The organism is Snodgrassella alvi (genome assembly GCF_002777745.1).
GTDB lineage: Bacteria > Pseudomonadota > Gammaproteobacteria > Burkholderiales > Neisseriaceae > Snodgrassella > Snodgrassella alvi_D.
The window spans coordinates 46044-63712 of record NZ_MEIO01000055.1 but is presented as its reverse complement, the minus strand read 5'-3'; the positions used below and the strand labels follow the sequence as shown (position 1 = coordinate 63712).

The following is a 17669-nucleotide window of genomic DNA, read 5'->3' as shown; positions in this document are numbered from 1 at the left end:
AGCGAGTAGGGAATACGCGCATGAGTCAGGCTGAATATCTGCCGTGTATTCCAGTACTGAGCTGCGAAAGTCTGGATTTTCCAGACATTGTGCAGGCACAGCGTCAGCGTGATGGGCTGGTAGCCATTGGTGGTGACTTGTGTCCGGCAAGAATACTGGCAGCTTACCAGCGGGGTATTTTTCCGTGGTACGCGCCTGATGAACCAATCATGTGGTGGGCTTTTGCGCGGCGGATGGTTCTGTTTCCGGCCGAATTGAAAATCAGCCGCTCACTGGCGAAAAATCTGCGCAATAAGCCGTATGCGGTAACGATGAATTACGCTTTCGGGCAGGTGATTGCCTGCTGTGCGCATACGGCCCGTAATGGGCAGAACGGCACATGGCTGGTACCAGAAATGCAACAGGCGTATTACGCGCTGCATCAGCAACAGCATGCATGTTCATTTGAGTGCTGGTATCAGAATGCAGACGGACAAACCTTTCTGGCCGGCGGTTTATACGGCGTAGTGCTCGGACGGATATTTTATGGTGAATCCATGTTTGCTCAGGCTGGCGATGCTTCCAAAATAGCCTTTGTACACGCTGTGCGTTATTTGCAACAGCAGGGTGTACCGTTGATTGATTGTCAGGTTTATACCAGTCATTTGGCCAGTTTCGGTGCACGGGAAATCCCGTTCACTGATTTTGCTGCCAGCCTGTATCAGTTTAATGCACAGCCGCTGCCGCAACCTCTTAAGCCACAGATACTTGCGAGTCATGGCGTTGTTCCCTTACCCTGCGATAATATTCACCTGAATCATTGATTATAGGAATACTTTATGTCTTTACAACAAGTGATTGAAACTGCTTTTGAGAATCGTGCTGAAATTACTCCGGCTTCTGTAACTGCTGAAGTAAAAGAAGCAGTAGCAGAAACTTTGCAGCAACTAGATAGTGGTTGTCTGCGTGTGGCTGAAAAACAGGGCAATCAGTGGCAGGTAAACGAATGGGCAAAAAAAGCAGTATTACTGTCATTCCGAATCAGTGACAATGTAATTACCGATGACGCAGTAAACCGCTATTTTGACAAAGTGCCCACTAAATTTGCCAACTGGGGGGCAACTGAATTTCAGCAAGCTGGTTTTCGTGCCGTACCGGGTGCAGTGGTGCGTGCAGGCAGCCATATAGGTAAAAATGTAGTGCTGATGCCTTCGTTTGTGAATATCGGTGCATTTGTTGATGAAGGCACTATGGTAGATACATGGGCGACTGTGGGTTCCTGTGCTCAGATTGGTAAACATGTTCACCTCAGTGGAGGCGTGGGTATTGGTGGCGTACTGGAACCTTTACAGGCGGCACCAACCATTATTGAAGATAACTGCTTTATTGGTGCCCGTTCGGAAATTGTTGAAGGGGTGATTGTTGAAGAAGGCAGTGTAATTTCCATGGGCGTGTTTATTGGTCAGTCCACTAAAATTTACGACCGTGAAAGCGGTGAAATCACTTATGGCCGCGTGCCAGCTGGTTCTGTAGTTGTATCTGGCAGTCTGCCAGCCAAAGATGGCAGCCATAGCCTGTACTGTGCTGTGATTGTGAAAAAAGTGGATGCCAAAACCCGTGCCAAGACAAGTGTGAATGAATTATTACGTGGCATTTAAACTTTAATCTGTATGAATGGATAAAAGCCTCTTACTGCGAGTAGGAGGCTTTTATTTTTGAATGCAGCAGATTGAGTATCTGGAAGAATTCACAGTATTTAGTATACTAATTTAAGGGCGGCGCATGGATTGATTGATTTTACTGGCTATCAGAGTGGCAGTGGTTAATAACGCACCTACCAAGAGCTTATTACGCCAACGTTTCGGTTTGTTGGCCAGTTTAAGCGCTAAACCACCTGCAGGAATTTTGTCCACAATATTTAGTGAACGCTGCCACAGGTTTGATTTAGTAACATTCTTACCATTTTTAAGCTGTTCAGCTAATAGTTTTAATCGTGCACTCTGCGCCTTTAAGTCAAGCAGCTCGCGTTGCTGTGCTATATTCAGTTTACTGGATTTACTCATATTTTGTGTTCTCCATTAGCTTTAGCATTGTTACTACGTTTAAGATAGCCTATATCTTCATTTATAGCGGTCAGTGTTTCTGTCATAAACTGGCTTTGTTTGCGCAATAATTTAATAATCAGAACCGTCATAAGCAGAATTAAAAGCAGAAACAGAATGGCAATGCCAAAAAATACCCATACTTTGGTCTGTGGTGTGAGCAGGGTATTCAGGCCGAATAATAGGCTGATAAATCCCAGAAAAAACATCACTCCAGCCAGCACCACAAGCACCATCAATACAACAATACTTTGCAGTTGGGCAATGGCATCCAGACGCAGCATACGTACACGAACCCACAATAACTCGCTGCCGTATGTCAGCCAAATTTTTAGCTTGCGCAAATCACGGCCAAGATTACCTATACTCATGCAATGGTATCCGTTAAAGAGTGAATCATATTCAGGCAATTATTCAGGCAATCTGTATATCTGCCGGATTGCCTGAATATAACCTGTACAGATAACGTTCAGTGTTTGCAGCGTCCCAGCATCAGTCCGGTAATAAAGCCAGCCGCAGCGGCAATACCCATAGCGTAATATGGCTGTTCACGTACCAGCTCATCAGTGCGCTCGGCTGTAGCACGGGCTTTGTCGGCCAGTGTGCTTTCCAAGTCGCTCAATTTAGATTTGGTATTACCCAGTTTTTTGCGTAGCTGGTCTTTCAATTCTTTAGCCTGTTCAGAACCGTTGTCACCGGCACTTTCATATAAATCTTCAACTTCATCCAGCACAGAGCGTACTTCTTTCATCAAATCTTTTTTTTGTGAATCAAAATCAGCCATGGTAATTCTCCTTACAATTGGCATCAAAATATCAACGATATCAAAATCAGCAGCCAATTTAACCCATATCGTGCAGCAAAACAGATTATCTGCCGTGTTGCAATATCGGTTAAAATAATTATTGACTGCTAACATCTGTTACACAAAAACAACCTTAGCACAAGGATATGTTTTTGCACAGATATTAATAATTTGGCAATTGGCCGTTTAATGGGAATGGATAATGAGTGAGTTGGCATTAAAGAAAATATATTCGGGTAAAGTACGGGATTTGTATGCAATTGATGAACAGCGCATGCTGATTGTAGCCACCGATCGCTTATCCGCTTTTGATGTAATTTTACCTGAACCTATAACAGAAAAAGGCGAAATTCTCACCCAGATATCTAATTTCTGGTTTAAAAAACTGCAACATATCATGCCAAACCATTTTACCGGTGATACAGTTTATGATGTGCTGCCGCGCCAGCAGGCTGATAAAATTGCCAAACGTGCAGTAGTAGTAAAGAAGTTGACACCACTGAAAATCGAAGCCATCGTACGCGGCTATCTTTCTGGCAGTGGCTGGCACGATTATCAGCAAACTGGTGCTGTTTGTGGTATTCAATTACCAACTGGTCTGCGCGAAGCCGAAAAATTGCCGCAAGTAATTTTTACTCCGTCCAGCAAAGCTGCTGTAGGCGACCATGATGAAAACATCAGTCTGGCACAATGCGCCGCGCTACTGGGAGAGGAACTCACCAGACAAGTAAGTACCAAAGCCATTGAGCTTTACTCTGAAGCAGCAGCTTATGCTCGCAGCAAAGGCATTATTATTGCTGATACCAAATTTGAATTTGGTCTGGATGAAAATGGCACATTAACCTTAATGGATGAAGTGCTTACTCCGGATTCTAGCCGTTTCTGGTCAGTAGATAATTATCAGGTCGGTACCAATCCGCCTTCATTTGATAAACAGTTTATCCGCGACTGGCTGGTAGCATCCGGTTGGAACAAACAGCCGCCAGCACCGCATATACCGGCAGAAATTATCGCTAAAACACTGGCAAAGTATCAGGAAGCACTGCATTTACTCGCAGAAGTATAAATATTAATTATAGAATTGCAGGTAAACTGCCCAGCCAGTAACTGTTTGTAATCTGAAATAGTTTTAATCAGAAATAGCAAAAGAAATATACTGGCTGGACTATATCCGTATCAGTACGCAAACACAGCGCACACAACATTAACAGGCAGCGGTTAGAATATAATGCTTGCGCATATTATATGCCGGATAAATTAACAGCTATAACAGCCAATCAAACATTACAGATTTTTCAGAAGGAAACATCACTGTAATCCAGACAGGCATCATCACTATTTCAAGCACCGATTGTTCACAACCGTGCAATATATATTCGTTGGAAATAGCGCATTGAGCATCTATATCAGATTTTTACAGCAATGTTTAATTATCCCCATTACCGATCTGTAATTGAGAGATTACGCCATCAGTCAGCTAGAGTATGAAAATGCTCATGGCGATTTACTCTTTCATATTGACATATATCGCAATCATTACATCTATGCCCAGCTTGGTTTGGCCGGTGATGATTAACTAATACCGATATTTTTATTTAGGGCATGGAAGATACCATGATTGCAATACAAAGCATCGATTGCAATACAAAGCATCAGATAAAGTAATACATATCCGGGTAGCATTCAAAATGATAGTTTCCCGATTATTCTGATATTGTATCTGCCCAAGCTGATTTTTCCATTGGTAGCCATCCAGATTGGCTTTCCCGCACATCTGCCTGATATGGCAATCTAAAACACTCATTCAAAAGCCATTATCAGTACACCTTTAATCTGGCTGATTTTGCAGAATACGATGAAATTGTGCCGGCCAATTATAATCAGCATAACAGTAACCAGCGTATACCCAGATAGCCAGCGTTATCACAGAAATATTACAAATATAATGATTATTGACCACTATTCACAAACAGGTTTTTTGTGACTGCTAAACAAAACATAAATCCTGCCATACATATATAATACGCCTGTACAGGGTTCATTATTGGTATTGTTAATACCGTCTGCCCTGTGAAGCTTATATTTTTGCCAGCACTTCTATACAGGGCTGGCTTATTTATCCACAATACAGTTTATTCAGCAGCTTCCTGATGCTTTGTAGCCTAAAAGCCATTGTGGACAAACACATATAGTCAGGCGCTTATTCTGTAATCAAGCAGGCGCCGGTAACCCATGTTATCTGATGATGGAAACCACCATGCCACAACATCCTTATCGCCGTTTACGTCCTGCACGCCATGAATTACCGGAAGTAGGTATATCTGAATCAGGTAACATCCGTTCCTTGCATCTAGGTACGCCAATCATTCAAAGCTCAATGAATGTAGATAATCCGGCCGAACTGGTACTCTCATACAGCCATGCCATGATGGCTTGGCTGCTGTTTGTTGATGAGCTGCCACAGCACATTACTCAGATTGGGCTAGGCGGTGGTTCATTTGCGCGCTGGATTGATGCCTATTTGCCAGATACCAGTCAAACAGCCGTCGATATCAACCCTCAGGTTATCAGCATTGCTCGCAGCATGTTTGAACTGCCGTTTGAAGGTGAAAAATTTGAAATTATCGAAGACGATGGTGCCGAATACATCAAAGTATTACGTAGCAATACTGACATTATTTTAGTAGATGGCTTCGATGGCGAACAGATTATTGACAGTCTGGTAGCTGAACCATTTTTTGCTGATTGCCGTCAGGCACTCAGAGAGCATGGTATCTTTGTTACCAACTGGTGGCAGAATGACAAACGTTTTCAAACCTTTGTACGGCGCCTACGCGAAGTATTTGAAAACCGAGTACTGATGGTACCGGCAGAAACACATGGCAATGTGGCGGTTATGGCTTTTCAGCAGCCACCAGCCCTGCGCGACTGGGATAAGCTGAAAAAACGTGCTGAGCAACGCGCAACCCAGTTTGCTCTGGATTTACCTGCCATGCTGGCTGCGATTAAAGCTCAGCAGACACACAGTAATCGTCTGTTAACATTTAATGATAATGATTAAGTAACCTCACGCTGGCTCGACAATCCTCATGGCCAGCGTATACAGGCAAAAGAATAAAGGAAACCCCGTGAGTTATTATGCCAAACACTTGTTTGTTTGCACCAATCGTCGTGATAATCCTTGCCGCCAGAGCTGTGGTGACGACAGTGTTGGTGCCGATGCTGTGGATTATCTTAAATGCCATGCCAAGGCAATGGGATTAATGGGTATAGGTAAACTGCGTATCAGCAGTGCAGGCTGCCTCGGACGCTGTGATGAAGGACCAGTTATGGTGCTGTATCCACAGGGACGCTGGTATACCTATGTGGATGAAAATGATTTACAGGAAATTCTTGAGGAAGAACTGGCTAACGATCGTGTCGTTACCCGTTTATTAATGGATAAACCTGAAAGTAGTGAGTAAACACGATGTTAAAACAACAACCAAATATCTGGATTAATGGGCCAGTGGGACGGCTGGAAACCATCTATTTACCCGCGCAGGGCACTGCCCGCGGAGTGGCTGTGATTAATCATCCGAATCCGTTACAGGGTGGATTGAATACCAATAAAGTAGTGCAAACTGCGGCCAAGGCGCTTACTGGGCTGGGTTTTCACTGTTATCTACCTAATCTGCGCGGTGTAGGTAACAGTGATGGCGAGCATGATTATGGTCGTGGCGAAGTAGCAGACTGCCTTGCCGTTGTTGATTTTGCCCGTGCTCAGCATCCAGAAGTAAACAAACTGGTATTATCCGGCTTTTCTTTTGGCGGCTATGTTGCCTTATTCAGCGCCTTAACAGCCCGTCCGGATGCATTGCTCCTGATGGGGCCTGCGATTGGTATGTATCCTGTCGATGTGCCCAATGCCTATAATCCAGCCACAACCTTACTGATTCATGGTGAAAAAGACGAAGTCGTACCACTGCAAAACAGCATGAACTGGGCAGAAGCGCAGGACTTGCCGGTACTGGTTGTGCCGAGTTCCGGGCATTTTTTCCACGGTAAGTTGATTTTGCTGCGCCAGTGGATAGAGCGGCTGTTTCCTGCGTTATTGCGGGAATAATAAAATATTATTGCCCTGAATAGTTAGTAAATATAATTTTGTACATTTTTACAATGCTGTTCAGGGTAAATTAGAATTTACTTGCTATGAATATAACATTAGCAAGAGCACCGATTCAACGATATAGCAAATAGTTCAAAATGGGCAAGTCAATATACAACCAGAAAAGCGCAAGCTGCCAGTTTATTCCAGATTTATAAAATCAGATTTAAAATGATAAATTACAGGTTTGGATGAATAAAGCCTTATTGGCTATTTATAAATTAGCATTACTAATATCATCAATAATATTATAAATATAATTTTTTTCTCTTTCAAAATCCTGATTTTCAATACCAAAAACCGACGTGTAGGAAATCATGCCCTCAAGTATTAACATAATCAGGCCGGCTGCCTGTTCACTTGATTGGGTTCCTCCCAAACATTGAGAAATTGAATCTTGAATCCATTGTTTGTGTTCTCTAACAATAGAGCATATCTCTTCACTTCTATTACCATATTCAGCCTGAGCACGTACAAACATGCAGCCACGATAATTGACATCATTAAACCATCTGATATGCCATGAAATTATTGCATTGATTTTATCTTTTTTCTCCGAAAATACGGCAATCACATCTGTAAGTGATTTTTTAAAAAAAGCATTTCTTCTATGTAATACTTTACTGATAAGTCCGTTTTTATCACCGAAATATTTATATAACGTTCTTTTCGATACGCCTGCACTTTCTGCCACGAGCTCTAAGCTAACAGGACAGTAACCATGTTCATTAAACAATGTTTCAGCAGCCACAAGTATCTTATCAATAATTTCAGATTTCATTTTTTTTAATGTTTTTAGCAAATATTATAATTTTATCACAATAATCTATAATGGTTAATTATTAATAATATTTGACTATATATGGGTTTAAAAATACAATAAGTAAACGTTTTCGTTTACTTATTGTATTTATTTAAACAATCATGTTTATTTATTCATTATCATTATAGGAAAAACTTATGCTAAAAAAAATTAAAGGGGGAGAAACTATGCTGCCTAGACCTGATGCTGTAGCAATATTAAGAGGTTTTGTTGGTGGCACTTTAGGAATCTTCGTATTGCTATTGATAAGCGATTGGAGTGGTACTTTGCTAATTATGGCTCCATTTGGTGCAACATGTGTGTTGCTATTTGCAGTACCTAAAGCACCGTTAGCACAGCCAAGAAGTGTTATAGGAGGGCATTTTATCTCCGCTTTAGTAGGGATTTTGTTCATCAATTTATTTGGTAATGGAATCCTATCCATAGCATTAGCGGTTGGAATATCCATTGCTTTAATGCAATTTTTACGGGTAGTTCATGCCCCTGCGGGTGCAAATCCCATTCTTATTATGATATCAGGAATCACTGATTATTCATTTTTGTTGACACCCGTACTGATAGGTTCAGTTCTGTTAGTTCTTGTCGCTTTAATAGTCAATAATATCGGAACCGGAACCCATTGGCCCTGTTATTGGCTGGGCTATCGTTCAGGTATGGATAACAAACATATAAAATCAAAAGGGGATTAGCGTGCCTGTATGATTTGGCAGAGTGGTTAATAATATATTACATCAATTGAAGATAGGGAAATGAAACACATAGCGAATTTTATAATTGATTTATGTGCCAGGTATGTGATATTAACAATTGAGCACTAAAATAATTCATATTTGTTCGGGAAATCCACAGCCTGAGAAGGAGGGGCTGATTTGCCAGAGCACAGGTAAGTAATCAGATCACCTGCTGCTGATTCACTACTCTGTGTACAGCATATATTACCTGCCATGGTTCAATCGTCCGTGGCTGATAGTAATCACTAGCAGCAGGCTGGTTCTGGATGATTTTGAATACCATATAATTTAAGGTCCGTATTGTTTGTTGGATATTTATCAGGTGAAATAATAGGGAATTATCTAAAAGCAAAGCCACGACTATTAACATTAGGTGAGATGGCAATGGTGACCTCGGTATTTAAAGCGGCGATTACGCTGACAGAAGTACGGATTCGCAAAGGTCCTATCCTGCCTCTTCAAGGCGAATATGCAGTAACTCCAATGGGTGAAATATACTGGCCGACAAAATATTCTTTAGTAGATTATTCTACGGCACCTGTTCGACACTAAGCGTTTTTTTATGCATGAAATAGCTCATATCTGGCAATATCAGATGGGCATGTGGGTGGTTGCCCGGGGAGCGTGTAGTTTATTTGCAGGTTATCACTATGCATTAACAGGCGACAAAGTATTATCAGATTATGGTATGGAGCAACAGGCATCAATTATTGCTGATTATTATATTCTAAGAGATTTTGGTTATGACGATTGGTTTAGAAAAACAAAGCAGAAATACTACAAAGGAGGTGATGCTAAAAATAAATATCTCGTACAAGATTTGTGGCTAAAAATGTATGAAAATACCCTGCATTTATTTTTAAAGAATCCAAAAGATAAAAAGGCGTTATTCGGATGAAACAAAAATATATTCACTGGCTGCTGATAACTTTGCATTTAAGCACAATAACAGGGTGTTTTGTACATCGTGATGTGTTTGACACACCTGATATTATTCTAAAAGACAGTGGTCAACCATGTATCAGTATACCATCGAAGAAAGATTTTTTTAAGAAAAATAAAAGGTTTAATGTCATGGCAACAGAGGTGGTTCAGATTGGTGTTGGACAATTATCGTCGAAATATTATTATGACCCCTCAAAGCCATATTATGTTAAAACCCAAGAATGCATTTACTTTAACTATAATTTTCAAAATAATATTCCCTATGCGATCAGTTTTACATCAACAGAAAATATAAATGATGAATGGAAATCATGGGTTAGACATATGCGTATTAAAAAAAATACAGATGGAACTTTGCAATTACTACTTGATGAAAATGCCATAGATGTAGCTCAATAATGTTTCGAAAGAATAGGGTGATGATTTTTGACATACAATAGCAAAGCAGAAATACAAGGGAGCTGAAATCCAAAAACAAACAACTCGTACAAAACCTCTGAAAAATGTATGAAAATACGCTGCTTAGCCATTTCTTATATTTAAATGCTCTTTGGAGACTGTACTGCTTTAAGGGGTAGTTATGTTCTAGACAACAGTGCTTTTTACTCCAAAGTTGATTAGTTATCAGTATTATTTGACCAGATTAATTTGAAAAAAGCCCAGAAATTAGCGGAAGCTGATACTGGGCTTTTGATTTGTATTCTGTAGATGTAACTTTTCAGCCTATTTGTGTTTGATGTTCATCACTCTGACGTGTACGAATGGTACCAATCTGGTAAACAGTTTCGCCCTGCTGTTGTAGAAAGTGCTGTACCGCAACAGCGTCTGCGGCATCTACAATCACTACCATACCAATACCGCAATTAAAGGTGCGGTACATTTCCTGCATATCTACTTGTCCTGCCTGTTGCAACCATTGAAAAAGTTTTGGCAGTGGCCATGACTGAGTATCAATTGCTGCTACGGTGTTGTCCGGCAGGATACGGGGTACGTTTTCACTAATGCCACCACCGGTAATGTGTGCCATACCCTTGATGGTAAATTGTTTTAATGCAGCCAGAATGGGCTTAACGTATAAACGGGTAGGGGCGATGATGGCCTGCCGCAGGGTTTTGCCATTTTCAAATTCCGCGTCCAGTTCTGGCTGAGTACGCTCAATAATTTTGCGCACTAATGAATAGCCGTTGGAATGAATACCATTAGAGGCTAGTCCCAGTACAATATCACCGGCCACAATACTGCGTCCGTTGATGACCTGTTCTTTTTCAACTACACCTACAGCAAAGCCAGCCAGATCATATTCGCCATCTGGATACATGCCGGGCATTTCGGCGGTTTCACCGCCAATCAGGGCGCATCCTGATTGTTCACAACCGGCGGCAATGCCTTTAATTACTGCTGCTGCACGTTCGACATCCAATTTGCCGCAGGCAAAGTAATCCAGAAAAAACAATGGCTCTGCTCCTTGTACCAGAATGTCATTGACACTCATGGCCACGAGATCGATACCAACTGTATCGTGCTGATCCCATTCAAAAGCCAATTTTAGTTTAGTACCCACGCCATCAGTACCTGATACCAGTACTGGCTGGCGGTATTTCTGGCTGATTTCCACCAGTGCGCCAAAACCACCCAAGTCGCCTAATACTTCAGGCCGCATGGTGCGTTTGGCAAATGGTTTGATCTTTTCGATCAGTGAATCGCCAGCGTCAATATCAACACCGGCATCACGATAACTCAGGGACTGGCTCATTAGTGCGCTTCCTTTGGACAAGAACTAAGCTAATTGAGATGGAATAGACAAAAACTGGGCAATTTTAACATTTTTCATCTTTTTTCGGTGTTTAAATTGGCGAGCTTTATTATTGGAATATAGTCTGGCTGATATTTTTCTTACAGCTTTAAGCAGGTAAATATTTGCCCAATTATTAACTTAATATTTGATAGAAGAGGGGGGATTTCTGAAGATGGCTGGCTGAAATTTCTAGATATTTATGATTTGCTGCGGGGTTTGATATGACTGTGGCAGATACAAATTCTGTGTGGTTTAAGGTTATGATCAAAGAAAAAGGCCGAATCAGTAAATTCGGCCTCAGGATTAGTCTGCGATGAGCAGCTAATGTATGTGTATACTGCTTAGGCTTTACGAGCAGGCAGTTTTTCACGAATGCGGGCAGCTTTACCAGTTAAGCCACGCAGGTAATACAGTTTGGCACGGCGTACATCACCACGGCGTTTAACTTCGATTTTTTCAACGGCTGGAGAATATAATTGGAATGTACGTTCTACACCTTCACCGCTGGAAATTTTGCGAACGATGAAGTTGCTGTTCAGGCCACGGTTGCGACGGGCGATTACGATGCCTTCATAGGCTTGCAAACGGGTACGGCTACCTTCAGTAACGCGTACAGAAACAACCACGGTATCACCTGGCGCAAAGGCTGGGATTTCTTTATTCAGACGAGCGATTTCTTCCTGCTCTAATTGTTGAATCAAGTTCATGTTAAGCTTCCTATTATAATGGGATATCCCGTTCCTCTTGTCGGATGGTCTGCAAGAGTCTGGATTCCTCTGGGGTTAATACACGGTTAGCCAGTAAATCCGGGCGACGTGTTAGTGTGCGCCTGAGCGCTTGGGTTAATCGCCATTGTGCGATTAAGGCATGATTACCGCTACGTAAAACATCGGGAACAATTTGCTGACGAAATTCTACCGGACGTGTGTAATGCGGGCAATCAAGTAAACCATTGGCAAATGAGTCTTCTACTGCTGAGCGTGCATCGCCGAGTGTGCCGGGTAATAGGCGGATAACTGCGTCCATTAACATCATGGCCGGTAATTCACCACCGGAAACCACAAAGTCGCCGATACTGATTTCGGTTACTTCGTTACTGGTAAGAATACGTTCATCAATACCCTCATAACGACCACACAGTACAATCAGAGCCGGTTCTTTGGCCAGACTTGCTGCCTGTGCATGATTCAGTGGCTTACCCTGCGGACTCATGTAAATCACTCGTCCACGTGGACAGTTTTGTCTAGCCATATCTATGGCTGCCTGTAAAGGCGGAGCCATCATAATCATTCCCGGGCCACCGCCAAACGGGCGGTCATCAATGTGCCCCAGTGGATTATCGGCAAACTGCCGTGGGTTAATTGCGGCAAACTGCCAGATGCCCTGCCGTAATGCACGTCCGGTAACGCCACTGTCGGTGAGGGCAGTAAACATTTCCGGAAATAGGGTAATGGCCTGAATCTGCATTAGTAATCACTGCCCCAGTCGACATCAATCTGCCGCTGTGACAGGTTTACTGCGTCAATATACTGGGCGACAAAGGGAATCAATTTGCGGCCAAAAGCACCATCTACTACCAGTACATCGTGTGCACCGGTTTGCATTAATGAGCTGACAGTGCCCAGATTTTCCTGAGTACGGTTAAGTACGTTCAGGCCAATCAGATCTGTCCAGTAATATTCATTATCATCGGTTTCGGCAAAGCTGGCACGGTCTATTTCGATGGTAAAGCCACGCAGGAGTGCTGCGCTATCACGATCGTTTATTCCATCAAACCTCACTTGTAATTCATCACCGACGATTTTGCTTTCGGCAATGTTTACGGTTTTGGTCTGGCCATCTTTACTCAGCTGCCATTGCGGATAGTCAAGTAGGCTGTCGGTATATTCGGTATCGGAATGAATTTTCACCCAACCTTTTACGCCAAATACGCCTTTAATATAGCCCATTGCTACCCATTGTGGCTGTGTACTATTCATTTGCTTTACTGCTGAATTAGGCCGCAGCCTTTTGCTCTTTAACCAGTTTGGCAACGGCTTCGCTTAATTGCGCGCCTTGACCAATCCAGTGGTTTAAACGGTCTGCGCTCAGACGTACGCGTTCCTGTTTTTCATTGGCAACTGGGTTGTAAAAGCCAACGCGTTCGATAAAGCGGCCATCACGACGGTTGTGAGAGTCTGCAACAACGATGTTATAGAAAGGACGGTGTTTAGAACCACCGCGAGCCAAACGGATAACTACCATAGTGTATTCCTTAGTGAAAAAATCGAAGTAATTTTATTCTGCCAAGATAACAGAAAATCGCTAATTTTAGTTGGTAATTCCCAGTCTTGGCAAGCTGTTAATGCATATTTGTTGTATATATACTGCTATGGATTTGTTTGTTACCAGATATTTGTTTTCTGGTGTTTTGAATGATGTTGTCAGGTTAAGCTATTGCTGTATATGGTTAAAAATTTAATGGAATGTGGTTATGTTATCAGGATGTGTTGCCGGTTATTCAGGTATTTTTTTATAATTATTCTTATAAAATTCCAGTGTTTATGTTAATTTTCTTGATATAAGACATTAGGTTTTTGCTATTTGGGGCTGCATAGCTTCACTTCTTCGCGTATCATAGCTGCCACATGTTTTTGCGGATATCTTAACAATGAAACAGATTTTTTTGGATTTTGAACAACCTATAGCCGAATTGGTACAGAAAATTGATGAGCTGCGTTTTGTGCAGGATGAATCGGCTGTGGATATTTCCGAAGAAATCGCGCGCCTGAAAAAGAAAAGCGATGATTTAACCAAAAATCTTTTTGCTAAGCTGACGCCGGTGCAGATTTCGCAGGTATCCCGTCATGCACAGCGTCCGTATACTTTGGATTATATTGATGCGCTGTGTACAGATTTTGAGGAATTGCACGGTGATCGTGCGTTTGCTGATGATGCTGCTATTGTAGGTGGTCTGGCACGCTTTAATGGTGAAAGTGTCATGGTAATCGGCCACCAGAAAGGCCGTGATACCAAGGAAAAAATTCGCCGTAATTTTGGTATGCCCAAGCCAGAGGGTTATCGCAAGGCTTTGCGTTTGATGAAGCTGGCAGAAAAATTCCAGATTCCTTTACTGACTTTCATCGATACACCGGGAGCCTACCCCGGTATCGGGGCTGAGGAACGTGGTCAGTCTGAGGCGATTGGCCGCAATCTGTACGAGCTGGCACGACTACGGGTACCGGTGATTTGTACAGTAATTGGTGAAGGTGGTTCTGGTGGTGCTCTGGCTATTGCTGTGGGTGATTATGTCAATATGCTGCAATTTTCTACCTATTCAGTAATTTCTCCGGAAGGCTGTGCTTCAATTCTGTGGAAAACAGCTGAAAAAGCACCGGAAGCTGCTCAGGCATTGGGTATTACTGCTAAACGCTTACATGATCTGAAGCTAATTGATACTGTGATAGAGGAACCATTGGGCGGAGCGCATCGTAATTATCCGGAAATTATGCAGCGGGTTAAAGCTGTACTTACCCGGCAGTTGCATGAAGCTAAAGGTAAGCAGTTGTCTACTTTATTGACGCGTCGCTTTGATCGTTTGATGAGTTATGGTCAGTTCAACGGTAAATAAATTATGTGTCAGTTTATGTGACAGTATTGCGCAACAATGGTCAGCCACTATGGCTGACCGTTGTGTTTTGGCTGTAGGCTTAAGCGGTGGGCTGGATTCGGTGGTACTGCTGCATGCTCTGACTCTTTTGCGCAACAGTTTACCGGTGGAGCTGTCTGCTATTCATGTGCATCATGGATTAAGCCCATATGCAGATGAATGGGCTGCTTTCTGCCATGAATTGTGTGCATCTTGGTCGGTGCCGCTAAGGGTAGTTAAGGTAAATGTGTGTGCCGCTGGCGAGGGCGTTGAAGCGGCAGCACGTAAGGCGCGTTATCAGGTTTATGCTGATAGTGAGGCGGATGCAGTGGTGCTGGCACATCATCGGGATGACCAGATAGAAACTTTCTTTTTGGGGGCATTGCGTGGTGGTGGTTTACGTGCGCTTTCGGCCATGCCATCATTGCGGAAATTAAATAAACACACAGTGCTGTGGCGGCCGTTGTTGCATTTTTCGCGGCAGCAGCTACAGGCTTATGCTGATGCGGTGCAGCTGAAGCATGTTGAAGATGACAGTAACAGCGACTGTGCCTATTTGCGTAACTGGCTGCGACTGGAAGGGTTGCCTCATTGGCGCGAGCATCTGCCGCATCTGGATACGCAGATTGAGGCTGCGGTAGGACGGTTACAGGATGAGCTGTCTTTGTTGGATGAGGTGGCTGAAGCTGACTGGGCAATGTTGCATGCACAACAGCAGGGATTTCAGATACCTTTGTGGCGCACTTTGAGTTCGGCACGGCGCCGGCAGCAGTTACGTTTGTTTGCACATAAAAATTGTCTGGGGATGTCAAGCGCGGCAGCACTAACAGAATTTGCACGACAGTTGATGGAAAATAAAAGTGGTGCACAATGGTCTTTGCCCCGCGCATGTGTCATCTATTATGATTCCAGATTATGGATAGATAAACATGAGGCAAACAGTCAATGGTTGTGGCTCGGGTTGCTGCCTGCCACTTGTCAGCAATTGACTGCTGCCCACTATCTGCAATGGAACCGGCATGGTTTAGGCTTGGCTGAAATTGCTGCTGAGTGGACGGTGCGTCAGGTGCACGTTCAGGATACAATTGTTTTGCAGGGAGGAAGAAAAAAGGTTAAGAAACTATTACAGGAGCGGAAAATCCCTCCTTTTATGCGTGCAGTCTGGCCGGTTTTATGTGATTCGGACAATCAGTGTGTTGCGGTTATTAATGTGGCTGTGGCAACTGATATTGGTGTGGTTGATGGCTGGATGCCGTTTATGGAGAATTTGCCCATCAGACTTTAAAAAGCCGGTAGATTGATACTATGATTTATCGCAGATTCAGCTGCTGATTAATGCAATAACAATAACTAGAGGATGGCAGTATGCACGATAACCGTACACGACAGGTTGAAGAGCAGATGTTGGTGCGTAAAGCTCAGCAGGGTGATGCGCAGATTTTTAGCTTGCTTGTCAATAAATATCAAAATCGCTTGAATCATTTTCTGCATCGTTTTACCCATGATGAGCAAATAACGCCGGATGTGGTGCAGGAAACGTTACTCAAAGCTTATAAGGCTTTGCCACAGTTTCGTGCCGGTAGTCAGTTTTATACGTGGTTATGTTGTATTGGCATGAATACAGCCAAATCGATGGCCGCTGTTTACGGTCGGGAACCTCAGATGATTACTGAAATTGTGGACGATGATGGGGAACAGATTGATATACTGGAATATTTGTCTGATTATCAAACGCCGGAAGCACAACTGCTAAATCGCGAACTGATTGATGCAGTGGATGAAGCGATTAATCAATTACCGGCTAATCTGCGTCAGCCGATTATATTGTCGGAAGTCAATGGTTTGACGTATGAGGAAATTGCTCAGGTAATTGGTTGTCCGGTTGGTACGGTGCGTTCACGTATTGCGCGAGCCCGGGAAGTTTTATCGGCACAAATTAAAGCAAGATTCGACCGTGAATAAATACTGGTTTCGAAATATTCTGGGATAGCCGGCATTTGTCTGTAGGGAATAGGGCGGCTGCTGATTATCGATATTGATTCTGATTGGATTGGTGCTATTTGCAACTGGCCTATTCATCTGGAAAACAGCAATATTGTTCTGGAAGTTGGCGTCATATATGAGCTGAACTGATTTTGCTGGCACAAATATATCTGGATTGAAATTTTTGCTAGATGGCTGTAATAACAGAGTTAATCTGTCAATTTTGCTAAGCGTATGTAAGAATTGGGAAAAAAATTATTCTACTTACTCTTGAATTGTGAGCAGCTAACCTTACCTTATCTACCTAATTGAATTTTACGCCCCGCAGGAAATGCGGGTTTGTATTGACCAACTTTGCAGTGCAGCGAGCACTAAAGATGTGGAGAAGATAATTATGACTATTCGTCCTTTGAATGACCGCGTTGTCGTGAAACGTTTGGAAGCTGAAGAAAAAACTGCATCTGGCATTGTGTTGCCAGGTTCTGCTGCTGAAAAACCTGATATGGGTGAAGTAATTGCTGTAGGTAATGGCAAAGTGCTGAAAAATGGTGACCGTCAGAAACTGGATGTTAAAGTTGGCGATAAAGTGATTTTTGGCAAATACAGCGGCCAGACTGTTAAAGTGGATGGTGAAGAACTGCTGGTAATGCGCGAAGAAGATATTTTCGGTATTGTTGAATAAATTATTTATCCAGATTTCAGATTTTAATTGGTAATTAATTATTAAAGAT

24 protein-coding genes are annotated in these 17669 nt (G+C 42.7%); 14 read left to right on the top strand and 10 right to left on the bottom strand.

What is annotated here, in order from left to right; all coding sequences use genetic code 11:
• Positions 1-20: 20 nt before the first annotated feature.
• The gene (gene aat / locus BHC51_RS08625; RefSeq protein WP_100153814.1) at positions 21-803 is read left to right on the top strand and encodes a leucyl/phenylalanyl-tRNA--protein transferase; all 783 of its coding nucleotides are present in this window, start codon (positions 21-23) and stop codon (positions 801-803) included.
• A gap of 15 nt (positions 804-818) precedes the next feature.
• Positions 819-1637 (top strand): 2,3,4,5-tetrahydropyridine-2,6-dicarboxylate N-succinyltransferase, encoded by an 819-nt coding sequence (dapD, locus tag BHC51_RS08620; protein ID WP_100123619.1) that lies wholly within the window; start codon positions 819-821, stop codon positions 1635-1637.
• A gap of 111 nt (positions 1638-1748) precedes the next feature.
• Here the strand turns inward: dapD and BHC51_RS08615 are convergent, their stop codons facing one another.
• From BHC51_RS08615 to BHC51_RS08605, 3 genes are all read right to left on the bottom strand, one after another.
• Positions 1749-2042 carry a hypothetical protein gene (locus BHC51_RS08615; RefSeq protein WP_100136319.1) on the bottom strand — a complete coding sequence of 98 codons (294 nt, stop codon included), beginning with the start codon at positions 2040-2042 and terminating at the stop codon, positions 1749-1751.
• Positions 2039-2452 carry a phage holin family protein gene (locus tag BHC51_RS08610; protein ID WP_100153813.1) on the bottom strand — a complete coding sequence of 138 codons (414 nt, stop codon included), beginning with the start codon at positions 2450-2452 and terminating at the stop codon, positions 2039-2041. Before BHC51_RS08610 ends, BHC51_RS08615 begins: the two co-directional genes overlap by 4 nt.
• A gap of 98 nt (positions 2453-2550) precedes the next feature.
• Entirely contained in the window at positions 2551-2865 is a 315-nt protein-coding gene (locus BHC51_RS08605; protein ID WP_100123621.1) for a DUF883 family protein, read from the bottom strand.
• A gap of 223 nt (positions 2866-3088) precedes the next feature.
• On the opposite strand from BHC51_RS08605, the gene BHC51_RS08600 reads away from it, so the two are divergent.
• The 4 genes from BHC51_RS08600 (at position 3089) to BHC51_RS08585 (ending at position 6991) form a co-directional block, all read left to right on the top strand.
• Positions 3089-3952, top strand: a complete 864-nt coding sequence (locus BHC51_RS08600) for a phosphoribosylaminoimidazolesuccinocarboxamide synthase (protein ID WP_100136317.1) — start codon at positions 3089-3091, stop codon at positions 3950-3952.
• 1191 nt (positions 3953-5143) lie between these two features.
• A complete protein-coding gene (locus tag BHC51_RS08595) occupies positions 5144-5947 on the top strand; it encodes a polyamine aminopropyltransferase (protein ID WP_100153912.1) in 804 nt (267 codons plus the stop codon).
• A gap of 67 nt (positions 5948-6014) precedes the next feature.
• Entirely contained in the window at positions 6015-6350 is a 336-nt protein-coding gene (locus BHC51_RS08590; RefSeq protein WP_100136316.1) for a (2Fe-2S) ferredoxin domain-containing protein, read from the top strand.
• Between the two features lie 5 nt (positions 6351-6355).
• On the top strand, positions 6356-6991 hold the full coding sequence (locus tag BHC51_RS08585) for an alpha/beta hydrolase (RefSeq protein ID WP_100153812.1): 636 nt from the start codon (positions 6356-6358) through the stop codon (positions 6989-6991).
• Between the two features lie 256 nt (positions 6992-7247).
• On the opposite strand, the gene BHC51_RS08580 is transcribed toward BHC51_RS08585, so the two are convergent.
• Positions 7248-7814, bottom strand: a complete 567-nt coding sequence (locus tag BHC51_RS08580) for a TetR/AcrR family transcriptional regulator (protein ID WP_100153811.1) — start codon at positions 7812-7814, stop codon at positions 7248-7250.
• A gap of 179 nt (positions 7815-7993) precedes the next feature.
• Here BHC51_RS08580 and BHC51_RS08575 point away from each other — a divergent pair, with 179 nt between their 5' ends.
• Positions 7994-8545 (top strand): HPP family protein, encoded by a 552-nt coding sequence (locus BHC51_RS08575; protein ID WP_100100797.1) that lies wholly within the window; start codon positions 7994-7996, stop codon positions 8543-8545.
• Positions 8546-8747: 202 nt separating this feature from the next.
• On the opposite strand, the gene BHC51_RS13110 is transcribed toward BHC51_RS08575, so the two are convergent.
• The gene (locus tag BHC51_RS13110; protein WP_257384796.1) at positions 8748-8870 is read right to left on the bottom strand and encodes a hypothetical protein; all 123 of its coding nucleotides are present in this window, start codon (positions 8868-8870) and stop codon (positions 8748-8750) included.
• A 17-nt stretch (positions 8871-8887) separates the two neighbouring features.
• Between BHC51_RS13110 and BHC51_RS12475 the strand changes: the two genes are divergently transcribed.
• From BHC51_RS12475 to BHC51_RS08565, 3 genes are read left to right on the top strand one after another with little or no spacing between them, the layout of a single operon-like run.
• Entirely contained in the window at positions 8888-9139 is a 252-nt protein-coding gene (locus tag BHC51_RS12475) for a hypothetical protein (protein WP_143558821.1), read from the top strand.
• Between the two features lie 10 nt (positions 9140-9149).
• On the top strand, positions 9150-9485 hold the full coding sequence (locus tag BHC51_RS08570) for a hypothetical protein (RefSeq protein WP_100153810.1): 336 nt from the start codon (positions 9150-9152) through the stop codon (positions 9483-9485).
• Positions 9482-9931, top strand: a complete 450-nt coding sequence (locus tag BHC51_RS08565) for a putative T6SS immunity periplasmic lipoprotein (RefSeq protein WP_100153809.1) — start codon at positions 9482-9484, stop codon at positions 9929-9931. The genes BHC51_RS08570 and BHC51_RS08565 overlap by 4 nt, the downstream gene beginning before the upstream one ends.
• Positions 9932-10250: 319 nt before the next feature.
• Here BHC51_RS08565 and purM read toward each other — a convergent pair whose 3' ends face one another.
• From purM to rpsP, 5 genes are all read right to left on the bottom strand, one after another.
• The gene (gene purM, locus BHC51_RS08560; RefSeq protein WP_100100801.1) at positions 10251-11285 is read right to left on the bottom strand and encodes a phosphoribosylformylglycinamidine cyclo-ligase; all 1035 of its coding nucleotides are present in this window, start codon (positions 11283-11285) and stop codon (positions 10251-10253) included.
• 383 nt (positions 11286-11668) lie between these two features.
• Entirely contained in the window at positions 11669-12034 is a 366-nt protein-coding gene (gene rplS / locus BHC51_RS08555; RefSeq protein ID WP_025331156.1) for a 50S ribosomal protein L19, read from the bottom strand.
• Positions 12035-12047: 13 nt separating this feature from the next.
• Positions 12048-12794: a tRNA (guanosine(37)-N1)-methyltransferase TrmD gene (trmD, locus tag BHC51_RS08550; protein ID WP_100100802.1), complete on the bottom strand. Its 747-nt coding sequence runs from the start codon at positions 12792-12794 to the stop codon at positions 12048-12050.
• Complete coding sequence (gene rimM, locus BHC51_RS08545; protein WP_100123636.1) at positions 12794-13306, bottom strand: ribosome maturation factor RimM; 513 nt, start codon at positions 13304-13306, stop codon at positions 12794-12796. Before rimM ends, trmD begins: the two co-directional genes overlap by 1 nt.
• A 16-nt stretch (positions 13307-13322) precedes the next feature.
• The gene (gene rpsP, locus BHC51_RS08540) at positions 13323-13571 is read right to left on the bottom strand and encodes a 30S ribosomal protein S16 (protein ID WP_025331153.1); all 249 of its coding nucleotides are present in this window, start codon (positions 13569-13571) and stop codon (positions 13323-13325) included.
• 406 nt (positions 13572-13977) lie between these two features.
• On the opposite strand from rpsP, the gene BHC51_RS08535 reads away from it, so the two are divergent.
• The 4 genes from BHC51_RS08535 (at position 13978) to groES (ending at position 17620) form a co-directional block, all read left to right on the top strand.
• Positions 13978-14937, top strand: a complete 960-nt coding sequence (locus tag BHC51_RS08535) for an acetyl-CoA carboxylase carboxyltransferase subunit alpha (protein ID WP_100100804.1) — start codon at positions 13978-13980, stop codon at positions 14935-14937.
• The gene (gene tilS, locus BHC51_RS08530) at positions 14915-16240 is read left to right on the top strand and encodes a tRNA lysidine(34) synthetase TilS (protein WP_100153808.1); all 1326 of its coding nucleotides are present in this window, start codon (positions 14915-14917) and stop codon (positions 16238-16240) included. The genes BHC51_RS08535 and tilS overlap by 23 nt, the downstream gene beginning before the upstream one ends.
• A gap of 80 nt (positions 16241-16320) precedes the next feature.
• Positions 16321-16917, top strand: a complete 597-nt coding sequence (locus tag BHC51_RS08525; RefSeq protein ID WP_100100806.1) for a sigma-70 family RNA polymerase sigma factor — start codon at positions 16321-16323, stop codon at positions 16915-16917.
• A 415-nt stretch (positions 16918-17332) separates the two neighbouring features.
• A complete protein-coding gene (gene groES, locus BHC51_RS08520; protein WP_100100807.1) occupies positions 17333-17620 on the top strand; it encodes a co-chaperone GroES in 288 nt (95 codons plus the stop codon).
• Positions 17621-17669: the final 49 nt, after the last annotated feature.

Bases quoted from the DNA above. Each gene is read 5' to 3' on its own strand.
- BHC51_RS08575 (WP_100100797.1), top strand. From the start codon at position 7,994: ATGCTAAAAAAAATTAAAGGGGGAGAAACTATGCTGCCTAGACCTGAT.
- BHC51_RS08610 (WP_100153813.1), bottom strand. From the start codon at position 2,452: ATGAGTATAGGTAATCTTGGCCGTGATTTGCGCAAGCTAAAAATTTGG.
- trmD (WP_100100802.1), bottom strand. From the start codon at position 12,794: ATGCAGATTCAGGCCATTACCCTATTTCCGGAAATGTTTACTGCCCTC.
- BHC51_RS08570 (WP_100153810.1), top strand. From the start codon at position 9,150: ATGCATGAAATAGCTCATATCTGGCAATATCAGATGGGCATGTGGGTG.
- aat (WP_100153814.1), top strand. From the start codon at position 21: ATGAGTCAGGCTGAATATCTGCCGTGTATTCCAGTACTGAGCTGCGAA.
- dapD (WP_100123619.1), top strand. From the start codon at position 819: ATGTCTTTACAACAAGTGATTGAAACTGCTTTTGAGAATCGTGCTGAA.
- BHC51_RS08565 (WP_100153809.1), top strand. From the start codon at position 9,482: ATGAAACAAAAATATATTCACTGGCTGCTGATAACTTTGCATTTAAGC.
- BHC51_RS08580 (WP_100153811.1), bottom strand. From the start codon at position 7,814: ATGAAATCTGAAATTATTGATAAGATACTTGTGGCTGCTGAAACATTG.
- purM (WP_100100801.1), bottom strand. From the start codon at position 11,285: ATGAGCCAGTCCCTGAGTTATCGTGATGCCGGTGTTGATATTGACGCT.
- BHC51_RS08535 (WP_100100804.1), top strand. From the start codon at position 13,978: ATGAAACAGATTTTTTTGGATTTTGAACAACCTATAGCCGAATTGGTA.
- BHC51_RS08600 (WP_100136317.1), top strand. From the start codon at position 3,089: ATGAGTGAGTTGGCATTAAAGAAAATATATTCGGGTAAAGTACGGGAT.
- groES (WP_100100807.1), top strand. From the start codon at position 17,333: ATGACTATTCGTCCTTTGAATGACCGCGTTGTCGTGAAACGTTTGGAA.
- BHC51_RS08595 (WP_100153912.1), top strand. From the start codon at position 5,144: ATGCCACAACATCCTTATCGCCGTTTACGTCCTGCACGCCATGAATTA.
- BHC51_RS13110 (WP_257384796.1), bottom strand. From the start codon at position 8,870: ATGGTATTCAAAATCATCCAGAACCAGCCTGCTGCTAGTGATTACTAT.
- BHC51_RS08605 (WP_100123621.1), bottom strand. From the start codon at position 2,865: ATGGCTGATTTTGATTCACAAAAAAAAGATTTGATGAAAGAAGTACGC.
- rimM (WP_100123636.1), bottom strand. From the start codon at position 13,306: ATGAATAGTACACAGCCACAATGGGTAGCAATGGGCTATATTAAAGGC.
- BHC51_RS08615 (WP_100136319.1), bottom strand. From the start codon at position 2,042: ATGAGTAAATCCAGTAAACTGAATATAGCACAGCAACGCGAGCTGCTT.
- rplS (WP_025331156.1), bottom strand. From the start codon at position 12,034: ATGAACTTGATTCAACAATTAGAGCAGGAAGAAATCGCTCGTCTGAAT.
- BHC51_RS08525 (WP_100100806.1), top strand. From the start codon at position 16,321: ATGCACGATAACCGTACACGACAGGTTGAAGAGCAGATGTTGGTGCGT.
- BHC51_RS08585 (WP_100153812.1), top strand. From the start codon at position 6,356: ATGTTAAAACAACAACCAAATATCTGGATTAATGGGCCAGTGGGACGG.
- rpsP (WP_025331153.1), bottom strand. From the start codon at position 13,571: ATGGTAGTTATCCGTTTGGCTCGCGGTGGTTCTAAACACCGTCCTTTC.
- tilS (WP_100153808.1), top strand. From the start codon at position 14,915: ATGGTCAGTTCAACGGTAAATAAATTATGTGTCAGTTTATGTGACAGT.